This is a genomic window from Bacillus sp. FSL R5-0659, from assembly GCF_038008785.1.
GTDB classification, from domain to species: Bacteria; Bacillota; Bacilli; order Bacillales; family Bacillaceae; genus Bacillus; species Bacillus safensis.
The window spans coordinates 3,091,964-3,113,202 of sequence record NZ_JBBOZU010000001.1 but is presented as its reverse complement, the minus strand read 5'-3'; the positions used below and the strand labels follow the sequence as shown (position 1 = coordinate 3,113,202).

Annotated in this window: 21 protein-coding genes and 1 pseudogene; 19 read left to right on the top strand and 3 right to left on the bottom strand. The window is 42.8% G+C overall.

The features are described from left to right. Positions 1 to 4 precede the first annotated feature (4 nt). A complete protein-coding gene (locus tag NSQ72_RS16225; protein ID WP_260774897.1) occupies positions 5 to 796 on the bottom strand; it encodes a C39 family peptidase in 792 nt (263 codons plus the stop codon). Between the two features lie 233 nt (positions 797 to 1,029). Here NSQ72_RS16225 and NSQ72_RS16220 point away from each other — a divergent pair, with 233 nt between their 5' ends. From NSQ72_RS16220 to NSQ72_RS16140, 17 genes are all read left to right on the top strand, one after another. After that, the gene (locus tag NSQ72_RS16220; RefSeq protein ID WP_126682340.1) at positions 1,030 to 2,205 is read left to right on the top strand and encodes an ATP phosphoribosyltransferase regulatory subunit; all 1,176 of its coding nucleotides are present in this window, start codon (positions 1,030 to 1,032) and stop codon (positions 2,203 to 2,205) included. Then, complete coding sequence (gene hisG / locus NSQ72_RS16215; RefSeq protein ID WP_058837569.1) at positions 2,198 to 2,845, top strand: ATP phosphoribosyltransferase; 648 nt, start codon at positions 2,198 to 2,200, stop codon at positions 2,843 to 2,845. The genes NSQ72_RS16220 and hisG overlap by 8 nt, the downstream gene beginning before the upstream one ends. Continuing rightward, positions 2,842 to 4,128: a histidinol dehydrogenase gene (hisD, locus tag NSQ72_RS16210; RefSeq protein WP_341084655.1), complete on the top strand. Its 1,287-nt coding sequence runs from the start codon at positions 2,842 to 2,844 to the stop codon at positions 4,126 to 4,128. Before hisG ends, hisD begins: the two co-directional genes overlap by 4 nt. Continuing rightward, entirely contained in the window at positions 4,128 to 4,712 is a 585-nt protein-coding gene (gene hisB, locus NSQ72_RS16205) for an imidazoleglycerol-phosphate dehydratase HisB (RefSeq protein ID WP_024423560.1), read from the top strand. The genes hisD and hisB overlap by 1 nt, the downstream gene beginning before the upstream one ends. After that, positions 4,712 to 5,350 (top strand): imidazole glycerol phosphate synthase subunit HisH, encoded by a 639-nt coding sequence (gene hisH, locus NSQ72_RS16200; protein ID WP_058837571.1) that lies wholly within the window; start codon positions 4,712 to 4,714, stop codon positions 5,348 to 5,350. The genes hisB and hisH overlap by 1 nt, the downstream gene beginning before the upstream one ends. After that, the gene (gene hisA / locus NSQ72_RS16195; protein WP_058837572.1) at positions 5,347 to 6,084 is read left to right on the top strand and encodes a 1-(5-phosphoribosyl)-5-[(5-phosphoribosylamino)methylideneamino]imidazole-4-carboxamide isomerase; all 738 of its coding nucleotides are present in this window, start codon (positions 5,347 to 5,349) and stop codon (positions 6,082 to 6,084) included. The genes hisH and hisA overlap by 4 nt, the downstream gene beginning before the upstream one ends. Next, positions 6,081 to 6,839 carry an imidazole glycerol phosphate synthase subunit HisF gene (gene hisF, locus NSQ72_RS16190; RefSeq protein ID WP_047201833.1) on the top strand — a complete coding sequence of 253 codons (759 nt, stop codon included), beginning with the start codon at positions 6,081 to 6,083 and terminating at the stop codon, positions 6,837 to 6,839. The genes hisA and hisF overlap by 4 nt, the downstream gene beginning before the upstream one ends. Next, positions 6,836 to 7,465, top strand: coding sequence for a bifunctional phosphoribosyl-AMP cyclohydrolase/phosphoribosyl-ATP diphosphatase HisIE (hisIE, locus tag NSQ72_RS16185; protein ID WP_058837573.1), 630 nt, complete (start codon positions 6,836 to 6,838; stop codon positions 7,463 to 7,465). Before hisF ends, hisIE begins: the two co-directional genes overlap by 4 nt. 131 nt (positions 7,466 to 7,596) lie before the next feature. Further along, on the top strand, positions 7,597 to 9,057 hold the full coding sequence (locus NSQ72_RS16180) for a tetratricopeptide repeat protein (RefSeq protein ID WP_144490035.1): 1,461 nt from the start codon (positions 7,597 to 7,599) through the stop codon (positions 9,055 to 9,057). Positions 9,058 to 9,420: 363 nt separating this feature from the next. Beyond that, complete coding sequence (locus tag NSQ72_RS16175) at positions 9,421 to 10,815, top strand: C40 family peptidase (RefSeq protein WP_058837575.1); 1,395 nt, start codon at positions 9,421 to 9,423, stop codon at positions 10,813 to 10,815. A 234-nt stretch (positions 10,816 to 11,049) separates the two neighbouring features. Next, positions 11,050 to 12,000: a thioredoxin-disulfide reductase gene (trxB, locus tag NSQ72_RS16170; protein ID WP_039183330.1), complete on the top strand. Its 951-nt coding sequence runs from the start codon at positions 11,050 to 11,052 to the stop codon at positions 11,998 to 12,000. A 357-nt stretch (positions 12,001 to 12,357) separates the two neighbouring features. Continuing rightward, positions 12,358 to 12,822, top strand: a complete 465-nt coding sequence (locus NSQ72_RS16165; protein WP_024423553.1) for an 8-oxo-dGTP diphosphatase — start codon at positions 12,358 to 12,360, stop codon at positions 12,820 to 12,822. A gap of 39 nt (positions 12,823 to 12,861) precedes the next feature. Beyond that, the gene (gene rapZ / locus NSQ72_RS16160; RefSeq protein ID WP_039183329.1) at positions 12,862 to 13,749 is read left to right on the top strand and encodes an RNase adapter RapZ; all 888 of its coding nucleotides are present in this window, start codon (positions 12,862 to 12,864) and stop codon (positions 13,747 to 13,749) included. Further along, positions 13,750 to 14,709 carry a gluconeogenesis factor YvcK family protein gene (locus NSQ72_RS16155; RefSeq protein ID WP_034281026.1) on the top strand — a complete coding sequence of 320 codons (960 nt, stop codon included), beginning with the start codon at positions 13,750 to 13,752 and terminating at the stop codon, positions 14,707 to 14,709. A gap of 17 nt (positions 14,710 to 14,726) precedes the next feature. Continuing rightward, entirely contained in the window at positions 14,727 to 15,677 is a 951-nt protein-coding gene (whiA, locus tag NSQ72_RS16150; protein WP_024423550.1) for a DNA-binding protein WhiA, read from the top strand. Positions 15,678 to 15,703: 26 nt separating this feature from the next. Further along, complete coding sequence (locus NSQ72_RS16145) at positions 15,704 to 15,961, top strand: HPr family phosphocarrier protein (protein WP_338592895.1); 258 nt, start codon at positions 15,704 to 15,706, stop codon at positions 15,959 to 15,961. Positions 15,962 to 15,999: 38 nt separating this feature from the next. Beyond that, on the top strand, positions 16,000 to 16,743 hold the full coding sequence (locus NSQ72_RS16140; protein ID WP_341084650.1) for an arylamine N-acetyltransferase family protein: 744 nt from the start codon (positions 16,000 to 16,002) through the stop codon (positions 16,741 to 16,743). Between the two features lie 50 nt (positions 16,744 to 16,793). Here the strand turns inward: NSQ72_RS16140 and NSQ72_RS16135 are convergent. Together NSQ72_RS16135 and NSQ72_RS16130 are read right to left on the bottom strand one after the other, a co-directional pair. Then, a pseudogene (locus NSQ72_RS16135) lies at positions 16,794 to 17,120 on the bottom strand (ribonuclease); the annotation flags it as partial. 345 nt (positions 17,121 to 17,465) lie between these two features. Then, entirely contained in the window at positions 17,466 to 18,443 is a 978-nt protein-coding gene (locus NSQ72_RS16130) for a 2-hydroxyacid dehydrogenase (protein ID WP_341084649.1), read from the bottom strand. A gap of 553 nt (positions 18,444 to 18,996) precedes the next feature. Here NSQ72_RS16130 and NSQ72_RS16125 point away from each other — a divergent pair. Beyond that, a complete protein-coding gene (locus NSQ72_RS16125; RefSeq protein WP_047203875.1) occupies positions 18,997 to 19,578 on the top strand; it encodes a beta-class carbonic anhydrase in 582 nt (193 codons plus the stop codon). A 37-nt stretch (positions 19,579 to 19,615) separates the two neighbouring features. Next, positions 19,616 to 21,238: a SulP family inorganic anion transporter gene (locus NSQ72_RS16120; RefSeq protein WP_047203861.1), complete on the top strand. Its 1,623-nt coding sequence runs from the start codon at positions 19,616 to 19,618 to the stop codon at positions 21,236 to 21,238. The last annotated feature ends 1 nt before the right edge of the window (position 21,239 follow it).

The window sequence follows — 21,239 nt, the reverse complement described above, 5'->3', positions numbered from 1 at the left end:
TTTTTTACGCTTTAATGATAATCGCCTGACTGCCCATCTGTTTCCAAGAATCTTCAAATTGATCACGGTCGACCTTTTGATTCTTTTCTCCATATGGGTTATTCAAGTAGACATGCTCCTTGTCATAGCCTGTGATGACTACGCTATGCACATTAAAGCTTACATCTATTTTGCCATTTGGTGTATTCCAAGTTTCGATGTTATCGGTTTTGTCGAAGGTGGATGTCGTAATCACCCAGACAGGATAGCCCTTTTCAAGTGACTGATAGATGGCCTTTTTAACAGGCTTTCCGGTTAAGTCGACAACTTGATCGCCCGCGTATTTTTTCGCAAGCTGATAAATCGGTTCGTGGTAAACCCCAAGACCCGGTCCATTCTCCATATCGCCTACAAATCCGTCATGAGGGTCACCTTTTAAGCCATTTTCATAATTGAGCGGAACACGTTTGATTTCATTTGCCAATGCGTTTTTCGTTACGTGCTCATAGCCGCTGTAATGAAGCAGCATCGCTAAGCTCGTGACTTCGCATCCATTATAAAGCCTTGGTGCATCCATTTGATTGTAGAGAATGACGTCCATGGCTTTTTTGCTTCCTTTTAGTGAATGATGTGTGGTTTCTGCTTTTTTTGTTGAACGAGTTTCTTCAGCCGCGAGTGCCGTATCGTTTTCTTTTTTTGCTGCTTCTTGCGGCGAAGCTGTTTTCTTGACTTGGTCGATTTGTGAAACGTATATAAAGCCGAAATAAACAAGACATGCGCACAACAAAGTTAAGATTAATGTCTGGATGAACTTCACTGTTAATCTCCTGTGTTATTCAATATTTTTAAGTATTATAGCACGTTCCTTCACCGAACATGCAGAAAAGGCACAGGTGTCACTTGAATGTAATAATTCCAGAATATGTTGATGAAAATAGAGAGAAATAAAAATGATTGATTTAATAACTTTATTTTGTTAGCATATTATCATATTAGCGAACTAAAGGATTCGGAATTTTTTGTTTTAATGTGTTGGAGGTGCGGAAGAACATGTTTATGTTTGAGAAACCATATGGTATGCGGGATTCATTACCTGGATTGTATGAGACGAAGAAAAAAGTGAGACATTCTTTAACAGATGTTATGAATGGTTGGGGTTTCCGTTTAATGGAGACACCAACGCTTGAATTTTACGATACAGTCGGTGTGCAATCGGCGATTACTGATACACAACTTTTTAAACTTCTTGATCAAAACGGGCAAACCCTTGTACTGAGACCTGATATGACAGGTCCGATTGCAAGGGTGGCGGCTTCTAAGCTTCATGAACAGGCGTATCCGCTTCGTGTCGGGTATGCAGCGAGTGTGTTTCGTGCGCAGGAAAGAGAAGGCGGAAGGCCTTCGGAATTTGAGCAGGTCGGAATTGAATTGATTGGTGATGGTTCAATTAGTGCAGATGCTGAAGTCATCGCACTTGCCGTATTTGCCTTAAAAAATGCCGGGCTAAGGTCCTTCAAAATCGCGATTGGGCATGTCGCTTTAGCAGAGACGTTATTTGTCGATGTACTCGGAAATACAGAGCGTGCAAACGTCCTTCGCCGCTTCTTATATGAAAAGAATTATGTAGGATACCGTCAGCATGTGAAACAATTACCGCTTTCCTCCATCGATAAAATGAGGCTGTTACAGCTTTTAGAGTTAAGAGGCGGCCAAGAAGTGATAGAGCGGGCAGAGGAAATCGTCGTTTCACAAGAAGGAAAAGAGGTGCTCGCACAGCTAAAGTCGCTATGGGAGACACTTGAAGATTACGGCTGTACAGAATATATCCGTTTAGATTTAAGCATGGTGAGTCATATGAGCTATTATACGGGTATTTTGTTTGAAGTATTTGCTGATCATGTTGGATCGGTCATCGGAAGTGGCGGTAGATATGATCAATTACTTGCTCATTTTAATGCACCCGCACCAGCTACAGGGTTCGGGCTTCGACTAGACCGTCTTCTTGAAGCGCTGGATGCGAAAGAGATCAATGAGCCGCAGGAAGCTGTGATTTTTAGCAAAGAACAAAGACTTGAAGCTTTTGCTTTTGCAGAAAAGGAGCGGTCAAAAGGGAAAAAGATCGTCCTGCAAGACTTAGCGGGGATTGAAAATATTGACGCGATGACCAAGGCATTTGAACAGGTGACTTATTTTATCGGCGCTAGAAAGGAAGAGCGAAATGGGTAAAGTGTTGACGATGGCAATGCCAAAGGGCCGGATATTTGAAGAAGCAGCCGGGCTGTTAAGACAGGCGGGGTACCAGCTGCCAGAGGAATTCGAGGATTCAAGAAAATTAATCATTGATGTACCAGAAGAAAACCTCCGCTTTATTTTAGCCAAGCCAATGGATGTGACCACTTACGTAGAGCACGGTGTGGCGGATGTTGGCATTGCAGGGAAGGATGTCATGCTCGAAGAAGCTCGTGATGTGTATGAAGTGCTCGATTTAAACATCAGTAAATGTCATTTAGCTGTTGCTGGCTTGCCAGGAGCGAGCTGGGGTGGTGTCGCACCGCGTGTGGCAACAAAGTACCCAAATGTCGCATCGTCCTATTTTAGAGAGCAAGGGGAGCAGGTGGAGATCATTAAGCTGAATGGTTCCATTGAATTAGCACCGCTCATTGGGCTTGCCGATCGCATTGTTGACATTGTCTCTACAGGTCAAACACTAAAGGAAAATGGACTTGTGGAAACAGAGCATATTTGTGATATCACGTCACGTTTTATTGTCAATCCTGTGAGCTACAGGATGAAGGATACGGTGATCGATGAAATGGCACAGCGTCTTGCAAGAATTATTGAAGGTGAAGAGGAGGAATCATCATGAACATCACCTGCATACAAGAAGGTGAGACAGATACTCTCTCACTCAAACGGACTTTAGATACAGGAACAGAAGAGCAGCGTCAGACTGTTCAGCGCATTATACAAGAAGTGAGAACAAATGGTGATGAAGCTGTACGGTCTTTTACAAAGCAATTTGACGGGGTGTTGATTGAAGATCCGCTTGTTACAGAGGATGAAATGGCAAAAGCCTGTGACCGCTTGGATAAAGAGATGGTTCAGATTATCCAAACGGCTATCAAGCATATTCGCACATACCATGAGCGCCAGCTGACCTCTTCTTGGTTTTATCACCAAAAGGACGGCTCAATGCTTGGTCAAAAGGTGACACCGCTTGATGCGGTAGGTGTGTATGTCCCGGGCGGAACAGCTGCCTATCCATCATCCGTCTTAATGAATGTAATCCCTGCGCTAGTCGCTGGCGTTGAACGAATCGTTCTTGTGACACCCCCTGGGAAAGATGGACGTCTCTCTGACGCTGTCTTAGCTGCGGCGAAGGAGCTTGGTATTTCTGAGATGTATAAAATGGGCGGTGCACAGGCAATTGCGGCACTTGCCTATGGAACGGAAAGCATCAAGCCTGTTGATAAAATCACAGGTCCAGGGAACATTTATGTAGCGCTGGCAAAGAGGGAAGTATTTGGTCAGGTAGATATTGATATGATTGCAGGTCCAAGTGAAATTGCAGTTCTAGCAGACGAAACAGCAGTCGCGCATGAGGTAGCGGCGGATTTACTTTCGCAGGCAGAGCATGATGCCCTTGCATCTAGTATTTTGGTAACACCGTCTAAGACACTTGCTGAAAGCGTGCAGGCTGAAGTCAGAAAGCAGCTTGATACTTTGCCGAGAAAATCAATCGCAGCACAATCCATTCAAGATCATGGCCATATTTACGTGACAGAATCAATTGATCGTGCAGTAGACGTCGTCAATCAATTAGCACCAGAGCACTTAGAGGTGCTGACAGCATATCCAGAATCACTTCTTGGTCAAATCAAGCATGCGGGTGCGATTTTCTTAGGACGCTATAGTCCAGAGCCGGTGGGCGATTATTTTGCAGGGCCGAATCATGTGCTGCCAACAAACGGAACAGCTCGATTCTCCAGCCCGCTTGGTGTGACTGATTTTCAAAAGAAAACGAGCATTATTTCATATAGTCAAGAGGCCTTTGAAACACACCGGGAAAGCATTGCCGCTTTTGCCAGATTAGAAGGGCTTGAAGCACATGCAAGGTCGATTGAAGCGAGAAAGCGGGAGGAATCGTAATGAGACAGGCGAAAACAGCGAGAAAAACAAATGAAACGAACATTTCATTAGCGCTAGAAATTGATGGAGAAGGAAAAGCGGATATTCAAACAGACGTCCCTTTTATGACGCACATGCTTGATTTATTTACGAAGCATGGACACTTTAATTTGACCGTCGATGCGAAAGGAGATACGGATGTTGATGATCACCACACAACAGAAGATATCGGCATTGTGCTCGGGCAAATGTTTAAGGAAGCGTTAGGCGATAAAAAGGGAATTAAGCGGTATGGTTCAAGCTTTGTTCCGATGGACGAAACTCTTGCCCAGGTCGTGGTCGATTTAAGCAATCGTCCTCATTTGGAAATGAGAGCGGCCTTTCCAAGTCAAAAGGTAGGTACCTTTGATACAGAGCTAGTACATGAGTTTCTGTGGAAATTTGCACTTGAAGCCCGGATCAACCTTCATGTCATTGTTCACTACGGAACGAATACACACCATATGATTGAAGCCATTTTTAAAGCGATGGCACGTGCCTTAGATGAAGCAACAACCATTGATCCACGTGTGAAAGGAATTCCTTCGACAAAGGGGATGCTCTAATGATCGGAGTCATTGATTACGGAATGGGAAATTTGTTCAGCGTATCAAAAGCACTGGAACGAGCAGGTGCCCGTTATATCGTTTCCTCTGATGTGGAGGAGCTGAAAAAAGCAGATGCTTATATTTTGCCCGGAGTTGGTTCGTTTCGTGATGCAATGCAGCTGTTAAAAGAGACTGGACTTGAGGCGTTTATTCATCAAGTTGTGCAGGAAGGAAAGCTGTTATTCGGCATTTGCCTTGGCATGCAGCTGTTATTTGAAGAAAGCGAAGAGGCAGGCCGCACAAAAGGATTGGGGCTGTTAAAAGGGCGTGTCGTTCTTTTAAAAGATCGTGATCAGGACGGGAAAAGGCTGAAGGTACCTCATATGGGGTGGAATGAGCTCACATTTCATCAGCCCTCCCCATTGTTTGACGGTGTACCAGAAGGATTTGCATACTTTGTTCACTCTTATTATGTGAGTGATATGAACCCAGATGAGCAATTAGCAAGCGCGGACTATGGTGTTCAAGTACCAGCAATCGTTGGCAAGGGAAATGTGCTTGGTGCACAGTTTCACCCTGAAAAAAGCAGTACAACGGGAATGGCGCTGCTCAAACAATTTATTCAATTAGCAAACGAACAGAGGGTGAGCAAATGAGTGAGTTTACATTATATCCAGCGATTGATATGAGAAATGGCAAATGTGTACGTCTTGTACAAGGTGATTATGATCAAGAAACCATTTATGGAGATTCACCGCTCGACATGGCCGCGAAATTTGCGAAGGATGGAGCAACGTGGATTCATCTTGTGGATCTAGATGGTGCAAAAGCAGGGAAACGTGTCAATCATGAGCATGTGCTGGCGATTGCATCTTCTTTAGATGTGAAGGTACAAATCGGCGGCGGTATTCGGACAGAAGAAGACGTTGCTTTTTATTTAAAGAGCGGCGTCGATAGAGTGATACTTGGCAGCTCAGCTGTATCTAACCCAGCCTTTGTGAAAAAAATGCTGGCGCAATATGGAGAGAAAATCGCAATTGGGATTGATGCGCGAAATGGCTTTGTATCGACTGAAGGGTGGCTTGAAACGTCTAAAGTGAAGGCAGAGGAGCTCGGCAGGGAATTGGCAAAGGAAGGCGCAGAGGTCTTTATTTTCACCGATATTCAAATGGATGGCATGCTGTCTGGTCCCAATGTGGAAAGCACGGTTCGCTTAGCAGAAGCAACCGGCAAACAAGTGATTGCTTCAGGCGGTGTCAGCGCGGTAGCTGATCTTCAAAAGCTGTCAGCGCAAAAAGAAACTGGTGTGTCTGGTGCGATCATTGGAAAAGCACTTTACACGAAGCAGTTTACTTTAGCGGAAGCATTTGAAGGGCTTGACCGCATATGATGACAAAACGAATCATCCCATGTCTTGATGTGAAGGAAGGGCGTGTTGTCAAAGGAGTGCAATTCCTAGGCTTAAAGGATGCTGGTGATCCGGTAGAATTAGCGCAGATCTATGATGAGGCAGGGGCGGATGAACTTGTCTTTCTAGATATTTCTGCGTCGCATGAAGGCCGGAAAACGATGGTGGATGTGGTTAAACAAGTCGCGTCCACTCTTGCCATACCATTTACGGTAGGAGGCGGGATTAACCACCTTGATGACATGAAGCGTATATTAAGAGCGGGTGCAGACAAAGTATCTGTCAATACAGCAGCTGTGTTAAGGCCAGAACTGATTTCAGAAGGTGCTGACTTTTTTGGCTCCCAGTGTATCGTTGTCGCAATTGATGCAAAATACGATGAAGAGAAAAAAGCATATATGGTCTATACACACGGGGGACGCCGTCAAACAGATTTAGAGGTTAGCGACTGGGCGAAGGAAGCTGTGCAAAGAGGTGCAGGAGAGATTTTACTGACAAGTATGGATGCCGATGGTGAAAAGACAGGCTTTGATCATCGATTGACAAAGCTTGTATCAGAGGCAGTCACTGTGCCAGTTATCGCTTCTGGCGGCGCTGGCAATGCCCAGCATATGCTGGAGGCATTTACAAAAGGAGAAGCTGATGCAGCATTAGCAGCCTCCATTTTCCATTACAAAGAAACCTCCATTCACGAGGTAAAGACATATTTGAGAGAACACGGGGTGAAGGTCAGATGAAACAGGCAAATGAATTAACTTTTAATGAAGCAGGCCTGATTCCTGCGATTGTACAGGATGCTCAAAGTAAGGAAGTACTGACGCTGGCATATATGAATCAAGAATCCTATGAAAAAACGCTGGAGACAGGTGAAACATGGTTTTATAGCCGGTCGAGAAACGAGCTTTGGCACAAAGGCGCCACCTCCGGACATACCCAGCAAGTGAGTTCTATCCGATATGACTGCGACAAGGACGCTTTGCTTGTCCTTGTCGCGCCAAGCGGCCCAGCCTGTCATACTGGCAGCTATAGCTGTTTTTCGGAAGAAGGCGTAAAGCGTCAAAGCGAAGAGCAGGATCGTTTTGCGATATTAAATGAACTTGAACAGGTCATTGCAAAGCGTCAGGCGGAAATGCCTGAAGGTGCTTATACTACCTATCTATTTGAAAAAGGGGTCGATAAAATCCTGAAAAAGGTAGGGGAAGAAGCGTCTGAGGTGATCATTGCAGCGAAAAACCGGGATCAAGAAGAATTGAAATGGGAAACAGCGGACCTCCTCTATCATCTTCTTGTGCTATTACGTGAACAGCAATTACCGCTTGATGATGTATTAAAGGTATTAAAAAAGCGTCATCAAGGTGAATGAAAAGCCGGGGGATATCCCAGGCTTTTTATTTTTAAATGAAAAACAAATCCTTCCTTTCCTTTTGTTCTATGTGACGACTGGTGAAGTATGTTATACTACACACGGTACACTGTTCGAAATGGAGGGTATCGGTGAGTAAATACACTTCTCAAAATAATCACACACAAGTCGTCCAGCTTTTTCAAGATGGGCATTACTTTTTTCATAAAGGTCTTAAAGCATATAGAGAAAGAAATTTGTCTAGGGCAAGTAAGCTAATACAGCGGGCCATCGTACTTGAGCCTGAAAATGTAGAAATGCTGTCACAGCTTGCCATTATTTATACTGAAATGGGTCATTACCAGCAATCAAACGAACTGCTTGATTTCATCCTCGAACACATCGATGAAAACATGTCTGAGTGTCACTACTTTAAAGCCAATAATTATGCCAATCTCGGACTATTTCAAGAGGCATATAAATCAGCTACTGCTTATGCCGCACTGGAAGAGAACGGGGAATTTGCGGATGAAAATGACGATCTCTTGGACCTGCTCGATATGAGCGACGAAGAGGACGAAGATTTTCCTTATGATCAGGATGACCTGATTGTGAAGCAGGATCAAGCAAACCATTTGCTTGAAAGCGGCAGACTCGATGAAGCCATTGAGATGCTGGAACAGATGATTGTTGAGTATCCAGAATTTTGGTCAGCGTATAACAATCTCGCTTTGGCCTATTTTTATTCTGGCCGAATCCATCAGGCGAAAGAAATGTTGAACCGGGTCCTTCATGAAAATCCCGGTAATCTGCATGCCCTTTGCAATCAGCTAGTCTTCTACCATTATGAAAAAGAAGAAGAGAAGGTCAACAAGTTAGCGAAGCAATTAACGCACGTGTATCCAATACTAAGTGAACAGCGTTATAAGCTTGGTGCAACATTTGCCCTTGTAGGAGAATTTGAATGGGCCTTTAAATGGCTTTATTCTTTGTACAAAACAGGTTTTCAGGGAGATAGTACATTTTTATACTGGCTTGCAAGCGCAGCCTATCATACAGGCCACAAAACGCTCGCCCAAACGGTTTGGGATAAGATGGTCGAAGAAGATATCGACGCAGATGAGATCAAGCCGTGGCAGGATAAACCTGAGGAGACTGAGCCAATGGTCTCGATTGAGGAACGTCTGACTGCGTACTATGTCAGCAAACAAAAAGGAGAACGTGACGTTCTGCAGTCTGTCCTTGATGCACGTGCAGCGAAAACGGCCTTTGAACAGCAATTCATAGAACTGCTTTTGTATGAAGATGAAATGAAAGAAAAGTCTTTTTCAGAAGATGCAGTTTTTGCAAAACAGGCGGCATCCAGTTTAGAGGAAGCCGTTCAGCCTGACAGCCATATGCCTTATTTTTGGTTATTCCATATTATTCAGCAGGCACGTGCTTCTGGTATTGATAAGAAAAATGCGCCTGCCTGGGCAGCAGCATCTTATTATCTATGGATGAATGAACAAGAAGAATCAGCTGTCAGCAAAAAAGACATTGCGTCTGCTTTTCAAATCAGTGTTCAAACACTGTCAAAATACGAACGAGAAATCTGTACGTTAATTGATTAAATAGGTAAATAGATTCAGAACATCCCAGCATGGCCGAAAAGGTCATGCTTTTTTCTTGGATAAAAAGGTGGGATTTGCAAGGAATTGGCGAAGTATGACAATCACGACATGTTTTTGAAACATAAATGTAATAAAAATATTAGCTCATTTTGTCGATGTCTCATGTATAATGAAAATCGTGGATTAAAACAAAGATAGATATTTAAATATTTTACTATACATAATGAAACACCCAGTGATGAAACAATCTGGTCAACATCTGACTGAACAATCAGGAAGAAAGACATAGAGAGCACAGATTGGTCGCAGAGAATTTGCTGCTTTCTAATGTCGCTTGGGAAATTGTCAAAGGAGGAACTATTTGTGAAAAAGTTTATTACTTTCGGTTTAGCTTCGGTGATCGGAGCGAGCGGTTTATTTATTCCATTTACACATGAAGCAAACGCACAGAACTTTGAACAAAAGAAACAAGAACTAGACAGCAAGCAATCTGAGGTAAACAAGAATCTTCAAAAGAAAAAAGAAGAGCTTTCAAAGCTTGAAGCAAAACAAGAGGCACTTGCACAAAAGCTTAAAGATATTGATGAGAAAGCTTTAAAAACAAGTGATCAAATCGAAGAAAAACAAAAAGAAAATGAAAAAACAAAAAAAGAAATCAAAGCACTGAAAAAAGAAATTGCTGATACAGAAAAACGTATTGAAGAAAGAAACGAGTTCTTGAAAAAGCGTGTACGTGCCCTTCAAGAGAGCGGTGGTTCGACGAAATACATAGATGTATTACTAGGAGCAAAAAGCTTTAGCGATTTCATCAGCCGTGCAGGTGCAGTTTCTACATTGATCAACGCAGACAGTGAAATCATTAAAGAGCAGGAAAAAGACAAAGCAGAGCTTCAAAAGTCTGAGAACGAATTAAACACAAAGCTTGAAAATGTGCAAAGCACACTTGCAAAGCTTGAAACACTTCAATCAGACTTGAATAAACAGCTTGATGAAAAAGACAAGCTATTCAAGCAAGTGAAAAAGCAAAAAGGAAGTGCTTTTTCTGAAATCAGCGAGTTAAACAGTGAGGCTAACAGCATTGCATCTGAAAAGGATGCAACAGTAGCTGCCCAAAAACAAGCTGAAAAAGAAGCTAGAGAAGCAGCTCAAAAAGCAAAAGAAGAAAAAGCGCAAAGACAACAGCAGCAGCGTCAAGCTAGTGTTCAAGCGGAAGACAACAGCTCAAATAACGATAGCAGCCCGTCTTCAAGTAACAGCGGGTCATCTAATAACAACAATAACAATAATAACAGCAACAGCAGTTCACCAAGCAAGAAGCCATCTACTGGCGGTGGATCACCTGTCAGCAGTAACGTAGGCGGAATTGAAGGTGCAATCAGCACAGGTTCTACTATTGTTGGACAATCTCCATATAAATGGGGCGGCGGCAGATCACAAGCCGATATTGACGCACGTCGTTTTGACTGTTCTTCATTCGTTCGCTGGGCATTTGCATCAGCAGGTATCAACCTTGGACCAGTTGGCGGTACAACAACAGATTCGCTTGTAGGTAAAGGAAGAGCTGTAAGTGCATCTGACATGAAACGCGGAGACCTTGTGTTCTTTGATACGTATAAAGTAAATGGACACGTTGGTATTTACTTAGGAAACGGTACATTCTTGAACGATAACAGCTCTCGCGGTGTTTCAGTTGACTCAATGAGCAACGTATACTGGAAAAAAGCATTCAAAGGCGTTGTAAGAAGAGTCGTTGAATAAATCATTACTTTTTATATAACCGTAAACAGGCTTCCTTAAACAGCAGTTTAAGGAAGCTTTTTCTTTTTTTGAAGATATGAGCAAATGATTCGCTTATTCCCCGCAGATTTAATAGGATATGGGTAAGGAATAAAAGCTAAGAGTGGAAATGATGCTCTCTGTCATGAATGGAAGCATCACCCAAGGGCATTCTAATAAGAAATGCGAGCAGCAATTGAAGAGGGAGTGACAGTTGTGTCAGAAGAAAAAATCTACGATACGATCATCATTGGAGCGGGTCCTGCCGGAATGACAGCCGCTGTTTATACATCACGGGGAAATCTTTCAACATTAATGATTGAAAGAGGAATTCCAGGCGGACAAATGGCGAATACGGAAGATGTCGAGAACTATCCTGGCTTTGAAAGCATTTTGGGGCCGGAACTTTCAAATAAAATGTTTGAGCATGCGAAGAAATTCGGTGCAGAGTATGCGTATGGCGATATCAAAGAAATCGTGAACGGTGAAGAATACAAAATCGTCAAAGCCGGCTCAAAAGAATACAAAGGACGCTCTGTCATTATCGCGGCAGGGGCTGAATACAAAAAAATCGGTGCACCAGGTGAAAAAGAACTTGGCGGCCGCGGCGTATCATATTGTGCAGTATGTGACGGAGCATTCTTTAAAAACAAAGAGCTTGTCGTCATTGGCGGCGGAGATTCTGCTGTAGAAGAGGGTGTGTATCTCACACGCTTCGCTTCTAAAGTAACGATTATCCATAGACGCGATAAACTTCGTGCACAAAGCATTTTACAAGCGCGTGCCTTTGATAATGAAAAAATTGACTTCATGTGGAACAAAACCGTGAAACAGATCAATGAAGAAAACGGGAAAGTCGGCAGTGTGACATTGGTTGATACGGTGACTGGTGAAGAAGAAGAGTTTAAAACAGACGGCGCCTTTATCTATATCGGAATGCTGCCACTGTCTAAACCATTTGAAAATCTCGGCATTACAAATAAAGAAGGCTACATCGAGACAAACGAAAGAATGGAAACGAGAGTGGAAGGTATTTTCGCAGCGGGTGACATTCGTGAAAAAACACTTCGTCAAATTGTCACAGCAACAGGAGACGGAAGTATTGCAGCACAAAGCGCACAGCATTATGTAGAAGAGCTTGCTGAAAAACTCAAAGCAACGAAATAAATGGCTGTCGTAAATCCTTAATATAGCGTCATGGGCTTTTAACTGGAATGTAACACGGGTGAAATAATTTTCCGTTATGATAAAACTAGTAATTGACCCCCTTTTATAAGGAATACATGTTTGGCACGGATGTGAATCCGTGTCCTTTTTTTTGCCTGAAATCAGAAATTCACCAGATGTTCACAAATGACGCATGGAGAACCGTTAGATGCTGTAAAATAAAGAGTAGAGAAATGGCTCGTTACATCATTCAAACGAAAACCGGTCTGTTTTCGGGGAAGAACGGGCATGTTCATTGTGGGAGTCAGGTTGAACCTGTATAATAAGTTAAAGACATAAAAGAGTAGGTGACAGCTGATGCAACGAGTAACCAATTGTGTGCTGCATCACGAAGATCAAGTTCTCTTGCTGCAAAAGCCAAGACGGGGCTGGTGGGTAGCACCGGGCGGCAAAATGGAAAGCGGAGAATCGGTCAAAGATTCAGTCGTTCGAGAATATAGAGAAGAAACAGGTATTTATATTTTAAATCCGCAACTGAAAGGTGTTTTTACCTTTATCATAAAAGAAGGCGATCAAATCGTTCAAGAGTGGATGATGTTCACCTTTATGGCAGATTCATTTACCGGAAAAAACGTAACAGAGTCAGAGGAAGGCATTTTAAAATGGCATGACGTAAAGGATGTGCCTCATTTGCCGATGGCTCCAGGAGATTCCCATATTCTTGATTTCATGCTCAAAGGAAAAGGACTTCTGCACGGCACTTTTACGTATACACCCGATTTTGAGCTGATTGCTTATCGGTTAGATCCTCAGGGAGAATAATACATGAACCGTTTTCATAAAGAAGGAGAGGAAGCAGGCATGAATACACACAAACAAGAAGATATTCAGCTTGTGATTATTACAGGAATGTCAGGTGCGGGGAAAACCGTCGCCATTCAAAGCTTTGAAGATTTAGGCTACTTTTGTGTTGATAACCTGCCGCCATCACTTTTACCGAAGTTCCTAGAGCTCATGAAGGAATCGAATTCCAAGATGAGCAAGGTCGCTCTTGTGATGGATTTGCGCGGACGCGAATTTTTTGACAGCTTAATTGCGGCATTAGATGAAATGAGTGATCTTGACTGGATCACGCCAAGGATTCTATTTTTAGATGCAAATGATAAGGTGCTTGTCTCAAGATACAAAGAAACGAGACGTTCGCACCCCCTTGCGACAACAGGTTTGCCGCTTGAAGGAATTGCAATGGAGCGCGAGCTGTTAGAGGAGTTAAAAGGCCGGTCTCAAATGATTTTTGATACATCGGATTTAAAACCAAAACAGCTGCGAGAAAAAATCGTCACGCACTTTGCCACAAACCAAGGTCAGGTGTTTACAGTAAACGTGATGTCCTTTGGCTTTAAATACGGTCTGCCGATTGATGCTGATCTTGTCTTTGACGTGAGATTCCTGCCGAATCCTTACTATATTGAGAGTATGCGTCCACAGACTGGAAACGATGAAGAAGTGCGCTCCTATGTGATGAAATGGAGTGAAACGCAAAAATTCACAGAGAAATTAATCGATCTTCTCAGCTTTATGCTTCCGTCGTATAAGAGGGAAGGAAAAAGTCAGCTTGTGATCGCCATCGGCTGTACAGGCGGGCAGCATCGATCTGTGACGCTGGCCAACTATTTATCGGAGTATTTTAAAAACGATTACTATACACATGTCACTCACCGGGACATTGAAAAGAGAAGCAGAAAATAGATGACGACACTACCAAAGGTGGTCATTCTTGGCGGCGGCACTGGCTTATCTGTTTTGCTCAGAGGGCTAAAAACGAAGCCAGTGGACATTACCGCTATAGTAACGGTTGCTGACGACGGAGGCAGCTCAGGCAGACTGCGGCATGATTTGAATATTCCCCCTCCAGGTGATATTCGAAATGTCCTTGCAGCTCTCTCTGATGTTGAACCGCTTGTAGAAGATTTATTTCAGCACCGTTTTAACAAAGGGAATGACTTAACAGGCCACTCACTCGGCAACCTCATTCTTGCGGCCATGACAAATATAACCGGTGATTTTTTTCATGCCGTCACTGAAATGAGCAAGGTTTTAAATGTGAGAGGAAAAGTATTGCCAGCAGCAAATTCAAGTGTTGTTCTTCATGCGGAATTAGAAAATGGGCAAATGGTGACAGGAGAATCGAAAATTCCCACCTATGGTGAGCGAATTAAACGAGTGTTCCTCACACCCGATACGATTGAACCGCTGCCAGAATCTATTCAAGTCATTCGTGAGGCGGATTTGATCGTCATTGGGCCTGGCAGTCTGTATACGAGTATTTTGCCAAACTTGCTTGTCCCGCATATTGGAGAAGAAGTGATTCGCTCAAAGGCGAAAAAAGTGTATATTTGCAATGTCATGACGCAGCCGGGGGAAACGCTTTCCTACAGTGCAGCTGATCATGTTCAGGCATTAAATGATCATATGGATCGTCCATTTATCGATACGATTTTTGTGAACAATAAAGAAATTCCAGAAGAAATCAAAGCAAAATATGCAGAAGAACAGGCACAGCCTGTCCAATTCGACACAGATGCACTGAAAGCAATGGGACTAGAAGTGATTCCTGGAGAAATCATTACATACGACCAGCATGTCATTCGTCATGACACGCTAAAAGTAGCCTCGCTGCTTGTCGATCTGCTGCATCAGAAAAAATAGGAATGGGGGTGGCAAGGATGTCATTTGCATCCGAAACAAAAAAAGAGCTGACTAATCTGGACGTGAAGGACTGCTGCACAAAAGCAGAGCTTTCTGCCCTCATCCGTATGAACGGTTCATTATCTTTCTCTAATCGAAAATTGATTTTAGATATACAGACAGAGAACGCAGCCATTGCAAGACGTATTTATACGCTGCTTAAAAAGAAATACGATGTGACAGTCGAGCTGCTCGTCCGTAAAAAAATGAGATTGAAAAAGAATAACGTGTATATTGTCAGACTGGTAGAACGAGCGAAAACCATTTTAGAGGATTTAAAAATATTAGGTGAGCAATTTGTATTTGAGCGCAATATTTCAGAAGAGCTCGTGAAGAAAAGATGCTGCAAGCGCTCCTATATGAGAGGTGCTTTTTTAGCAGGCGGTTCTGTGAATAACCCAGAAACGTCCTCCTATCACCTTGAGATTTTTTCACTATATAAAGAACATAATGATGCCCTTTGTGAGCTGATGAATCAATTTCATCTCAATAGTAAAACACTTGAGCGCAAAAAAGGGTACATTACTTACATGAAGGAAGCAGAAAAAATCACGGAATTTTTAAGTGTTGTGGGCGCTCATAACTCACTGCTTCGCTTTGAAGATGTGCGAATCGTCCGAGACATGAGGAACTCCGTCAACCGGCTCGTCAATTGTGAAACAGCAAACTTGAATAAAACGATTGGTGCATCACTGCGTCAGGTCGAGAACATTCAATTTATTGATGAAAAAATTGGACTTGATGCCCTGCCGGAAAAGCTTCGTGAAATTGCTAAACTGCGAGTCGACTATCAAGAGGTCACGCTGAAGGAACTTGGAGAAATGGTGGAAAGCGGCAAGATCAGCAAGTCAGGGATTAACCACCGTTTAAGAAAGCTAGATCAAATCGCAGAACAATTACGAAACGGACAAGCTGTTACACTCAAATAGGAGAATGAAAAAGGGAGGCAGATCATATGGTGGAAAAAACGGTCACCATCCAGCTGAAAACAGGCTTGCAGGCACGTCCAGCTGCTTTGTTCGTACAAGAGGCTAATCGCTTTGGAGCTGAGATTTTTCTAGAGAAAGATGGGAAAAAAGTCAATGCGAAAAGCATTATGGGTCTCATGAGTCTAGCGATCAGCTCTGGGGTTACTGTCACACTGATTGCAGATGGTGCGGACGAACAAGAAGCCATTGAGGCGTTAACAGATTTTATCAATCAAGAAAACTGAGTCTCTACAAAGGCTCAGTTTTTTTAGGAGGGAATGTCATGATTCAATCAGCTTTTTTACAGAAGATCGGATATGAAGGTCAGTCCATCACCTTTAATGACTTACCTGTATTATTAAAAAAAATGGCCTATACCTTTCCATTCGAAAATAGATCTGTTCTGAACAAACAATCCTACGCTTTGAATCAAGAAGGGTTGAAGCAGCATCTTCTTGAAGAAAACAGAGGAGGTCTTTGTTACGATCTCAATCCTCTCTTATACTATGTGTTAAAAGAGGCAGGGCTCTCTGTACAGCTTCTTCAAGGGACAGTGTATATCAAAGAAGCGGACACGTGGGCCATTGATGGCACGCATGTAGCCATCATGTTGAAGCATCATAACGAACGCTTTCTCATTGATGCGGGATTTGGTGTGAATTTACCTCTTCAGCCTGTGCCTTTTACAGAAGATTGGGTGGAAGGAGCGTCTATTCGGTTTCGCGTCAAAGCAAAGGAAACCGAAAAAGGGACACATCTGCTTCAGTTAGATAAGGGAGATGGTGCTGAAACAGGCTATGCTTTCACATTGAACGAGGTGGACGAGGCTGCATTGGTCCAATTGAGACACGAGATTTATGAAAATGAATCCTCTCCTTTTAACAAAAGACTGCTTGCGTCAAAGCTCACGCCAACAGGACGTGTGGTCGTTACTGAGGATCATGTCACCACACATGAACATGAAGAAGTGTCGAAAAAGCCGCTTCCGGTTCCTTTTGAGGATTATGTGAAAAAGCTTATACCGTAAACCATACTAAAAGACAGCCCCAGATGAAACAGGGCTGTCTTTTGTATTGATTATCGAATACGTGTGAAAGTCGCATAATGGTCTGTTGTTTTGTAAATGAGCCAGTCGCTTGAATACACAAGACGGTCAGCATTGCGGAAGCCTGAAACGTAGTTGATGTCTGCCTCACGCCATGTGCGGCCGCTTGCTGAAGGAAGACGTCCTTCCCGGTTTGAGAAAATATCTCCACCGATGCTTTTACCTGGCGCCACTTCTGCTAGATTTCCCTTAGATGCCACCCATCCGAGAGCACTTGCTTGTGATTTCGTAATGTAGTTATCAGGCAGTCGTTTGTAGCGAATTAAATAATCTGCTACACCATCAAACGTATTAATGACGGCAAGGGTACGTACATCTGGCGTGAGCTGAATAGAAGCATTTTCAGTTGTGGCTGTTGGTGTAAGAGGTGTTTCTGCATGAACTTGCTGCGGGATAAATCCAGAAAACAGAATAGCAGCGATCAGAGCGAACATAGTCAAAACCGAACTTAATCTTTTCATCTTCATCCTCCTATTAAGGAAATCGGATGCCGTCCTCTTGATGCTTGTCTAGCTCATATTATAGCACCCGAACATGAAGGAAATGTAAAGAATCAGGATCTTTGCTAAAATGAGTCTTTTCTCCTGATGTCTCCTAAAGAAATAAATAAAAAGACGCAGTTCAGTTCCCTGCGTCTTATTTGATCAAGAGGAAGTAAGCTCCTTTACAACATCAACAGGCGCCTTCCCATCTATTCCGTGAATCACATTATGAATGGCTCGTTTCAGCATGAGATCCCTTGTTGTTTCAGTAGCGGAACCGATGTGAGGGGCTAGGGTGACATTGTTCATCTCTTTGAAAGGATGATCCTCTTGAAGCGGTTCCTGCTCATACACATCAAGACCAGCGCCTTTGATCCATCCCTTCTGAAGTGCTTGAATGAGGCTTTTTTCATCCACTGTTTTCCCGCGGGAAATGTTTACAAATAAAGTCGTTTGCTTCATTAACTTCAATTCTCGTTCCCCAATCATATGATACGTTTCCTCGGTCAGCGGTGTAATCAACACAATGATATCAGCTTGTTTTAAAAGATCATCAAGTGCACAATAGACAGCGCCATACGCCGATTCAGCCTTTTCATTCCGGCTTCGGTTATGATAAAGAACATTCATATCAAAACCATGTGCTGCCCGTTTGGCAACTTGTTCTCCAATACGTCCCATGCCAATAATACCGAGCGTTTGGTGATGTACATCGATGCCAAAGATCTCTTCTTCCTGTACGAATTTTGTCCATTTTCCTTCACGGATAAAACGATCAAGCTCGGCGATTCTTCGCGCAGAGGAGAGAATGAGCGAAAAGGCAAGGTCAGCCACGGTATGATCGAGCGTATAAGGGGTGTGCGTACCAATCACGCCTCTTTGCCTCATCGCTTCTATATCGAAATTGTCATAGCCGACAGAGTTATTACTCACTACCTTGAGTTTTGGTGCGTGATCTAACAGCTCTTGATCGATTTTCGTTCCAGACGTTAAAAGACCATCAGCGTGCTGCAGCTTCTCAAACAAAATGTCTCTTGGAATAGGGTCTTTAGATTGCCAAACCTCGTATGTACAATGTTCCTTTAGCATTTCCTCAAAAGAAGCAGGTAAGGGTTTGGCGACAAAAATGTGTGGTATCACAGTCAATTCGCTCCTTTCACATGGTCATCTTACTCCTTTTATTATAAAGCAACCATTTCGGCAGAACACGTTTGAATGTTAGCAGCTCAATATTTAATATACTAAAATAACGGTAAAGAAAGACATTTTCTTAGTGAAAAAGTAGATTCATATGCCATCTGATGCATTTTTTATCTATATAAAAATAATTGGATGGTAGAGGAGACATGTGAATTTGCAAGATTTTACGAGAGATTATCTGACAAACTGGAAAATAGATCGAGACTTTTTGATAGAAAATTTATTATATTTGAAATGTATTAAACGGGATGGTCATTTTCTACTAAACCATTTTATTGTCTTTTAGTGTGATGAGAACAATAGATTGAAAACAAACCCGCGAATCCGCTGGGATGCAGCGTAAAATAGAGAAAATAACGATATTTCTTCTCATCGTTTTCTCATTTTTTTCTTTTTTTTCTATCATTTTTCTTCTCTATTCTTGAGAACACGAGAAGGAAAAGGGGGACGGGCACGAGCTTACGTTACTTAAAAAAAGATGGGAGATGGCAAAATGGGATCAAAATTAGAACAGATTCTTCAGCACAATTCAGAGTTTGTGAATGAGAGACATTATGAGCCTTACAAAGCGGGGAAATTTCCTGAGAAAAAACTGGTCATTTTAACGTGCATGGATACCCGTCTTTTGGAATTATTGCCGCAATCTATGGGACTGCGCAATGGGGATGCAAAGATCATTAAGAATGCGGGCGCCATCGTGACACATCCGTTCGGCAGTGTGATGCGGAGTATCCTGCTAGCTATCTATGAGCTAAAGGCAGAGGAAGTATGCATTGTAGGTCATCATGAATGCGGAATGGCAGGTCTTGCGGCGGATCCTTTACTTGAAAAGGCGAAAGCACGTGGAATCGAAGAGAAATGCTTAAGCATTGTGAAAAACTCAGGAGTCGATTTAAAGGGCTGGCTGACAGGCTTTGATTCAGTTGAAGAGAGCGTGGCCCAAAGTGTGAAATTAGTGAAAGAACATCCACTGATGCCAAGTGATGTGGCTGTTCATGGACTGGTGATTCATCCAGCAACAGGAAAGCTGGATGTCGTTGTGAAAGATAAACTGATTGACCCGCAGTATACCTAAATCATCTACACATACTTAAAGGAGGCCAACACATACCATGCGTTTTTATGGAAGATTTGAAGGGTACAATTCATCAAAGTTTAGACGCGATTTAATCGCTGGGCTTGTCGTGGGGGTTGTGGCAATTCCTTTAGGCATGGCATTTGCCATTGCATCTGGTGTCGGACCAGAATATGGATTATACACAGTCATCGTTGCCGGCATTTTGATTTCATTGTTTGGTGGTTCAAAGTATCAGATCGGCGGGCCGACTGGGGCGTTTGTTCCAATTTTATTCGGGATTGTCAGCCAGTACGGTATTGAAAACTTGCTTATTGCCGGTTTTATGGCAGGCTGTATGCTTGTATTATTCGGAATATTCAAACTAGGAAAGCTCATGAAGTTTATTCCTCGTCCGGTTATCATCGGTTTTACTGCTGGCATTGCTGTCATTATTTTTTCAGGACAGATTGCCAACTTCCTCGGATTAAAGGGTGTTGAAAAACATGAAAGTTTTTTCCTCAATATGAGAGAAATCGTGGTCCATCTCGGTACCACAAACAGTCTCGCCATCATCACAGCCGTCACCGGGCTCATTGTGATTTTGGCGGCACAAAAATACATTCCCAAAATACCTGGTGCTCTATTAGGTCTATTGGCTTCTACGTTTCTCGCTGTTCTCTTCTTTCAAGGACAAGTTGAAACGATTGGCTCTGCATATGGTGAAATCCCTCGTCAGCTGCCAACCTTCGCTTTTCCTGAATTGACGATTGAAAAAATGATATACCTCCTGCCTCCAGCAATTATCATTGCACTTTTAGGCGGCGTGGAATCGATTTTGTCCGCAATGGTTGCTGATAATATGAAAGGCTCTAAGCATGACAGCAATAAAGAGCTTGTTGGACAAGGAATTGCCAATATGGCGGCACCGCTTTTCGGAGGAATTCCAGCGACCGGAGCTATTGCCCGAACGGCAACGAACATAAAAAATGGCGGAGCAAGTCCGATTTCTGGTGTTGTGCATGGCGTTGTCGTTTTGTTAATTCTAATGGTATTTGCGCCATATGCGTCAATGATTCCACTTGCTGCAATGGCACCAATTTTAATGTTTGTTGCTTGGAATATGAGTGAGAGAAAAGAATTTATCAATATTGTGAAAGTGAAAAATGCCGATTCGCTTGTACTTGTCGTGACCTTCCTGCTCACAGTGATCGGTGATTTGATTATTGGCGTTACCGCTGGTCTCATTTTAGCGTTTATCGCTTTTATCAAAAAAATGAGCCAGACGACCAATATCCATACAAATGTCGCTGTTCCTCAAATGGAAACAGCAGCTGCTTTAGAAAAACAGGTAGACGAGAAAGGGATCAGTATGTATTCCATCGAAGGTCCGCTCTTTTTCGGAACAACAGATTCATTGGAAAATTCGATTTTGGACCATGTTCAAACAAAACCGAAAACACTCATTCTGCTTATGAATAAAGTCAATTATATGGACACGTCGGCAGAAGCGGTTCTCATGAATATCTCCAATCGGTTAAAGCATCATAATGGAAAGCTGATGATCGTTGGGCTTCAATCACAGCCTAAGGAGCTTTTGCATCGAACAGGTCTTTTCCATCATATCGGAAAGCAGCATTTCTTTGAACGAACAGATGACATCTCACCACAGCATCTTTAAG

Coding starts and splice junctions, on each gene's coding strand:
- NSQ72_RS16140 (WP_341084650.1), top strand. CDS start 16,000: ATGATTCAATCAGCTTTTTTACAGAAGATCGGATATGAAGGTCAGTCC.
- hisH (WP_058837571.1), top strand. CDS start 4,712: ATGATCGGAGTCATTGATTACGGAATGGGAAATTTGTTCAGCGTATCA.
- NSQ72_RS16125 (WP_047203875.1), top strand. CDS start 18,997: ATGGGATCAAAATTAGAACAGATTCTTCAGCACAATTCAGAGTTTGTG.
- hisD (WP_341084655.1), top strand. CDS start 2,842: ATGAACATCACCTGCATACAAGAAGGTGAGACAGATACTCTCTCACTC.
- NSQ72_RS16155 (WP_034281026.1), top strand. CDS start 13,750: ATGACGACACTACCAAAGGTGGTCATTCTTGGCGGCGGCACTGGCTTA.
- hisB (WP_024423560.1), top strand. CDS start 4,128: ATGAGACAGGCGAAAACAGCGAGAAAAACAAATGAAACGAACATTTCA.
- hisG (WP_058837569.1), top strand. CDS start 2,198: ATGGGTAAAGTGTTGACGATGGCAATGCCAAAGGGCCGGATATTTGAA.
- rapZ (WP_039183329.1), top strand. CDS start 12,862: ATGAATACACACAAACAAGAAGATATTCAGCTTGTGATTATTACAGGA.
- hisF (WP_047201833.1), top strand. CDS start 6,081: ATGATGACAAAACGAATCATCCCATGTCTTGATGTGAAGGAAGGGCGT.
- NSQ72_RS16120 (WP_047203861.1), top strand. CDS start 19,616: ATGCGTTTTTATGGAAGATTTGAAGGGTACAATTCATCAAAGTTTAGA.
- hisA (WP_058837572.1), top strand. CDS start 5,347: ATGAGTGAGTTTACATTATATCCAGCGATTGATATGAGAAATGGCAAA.
- NSQ72_RS16145 (WP_338592895.1), top strand. CDS start 15,704: ATGGTGGAAAAAACGGTCACCATCCAGCTGAAAACAGGCTTGCAGGCA.
- NSQ72_RS16220 (WP_126682340.1), top strand. CDS start 1,030: ATGTTTATGTTTGAGAAACCATATGGTATGCGGGATTCATTACCTGGA.
- whiA (WP_024423550.1), top strand. CDS start 14,727: ATGTCATTTGCATCCGAAACAAAAAAAGAGCTGACTAATCTGGACGTG.
- NSQ72_RS16165 (WP_024423553.1), top strand. CDS start 12,358: ATGCAACGAGTAACCAATTGTGTGCTGCATCACGAAGATCAAGTTCTC.
- hisIE (WP_058837573.1), top strand. CDS start 6,836: ATGAAACAGGCAAATGAATTAACTTTTAATGAAGCAGGCCTGATTCCT.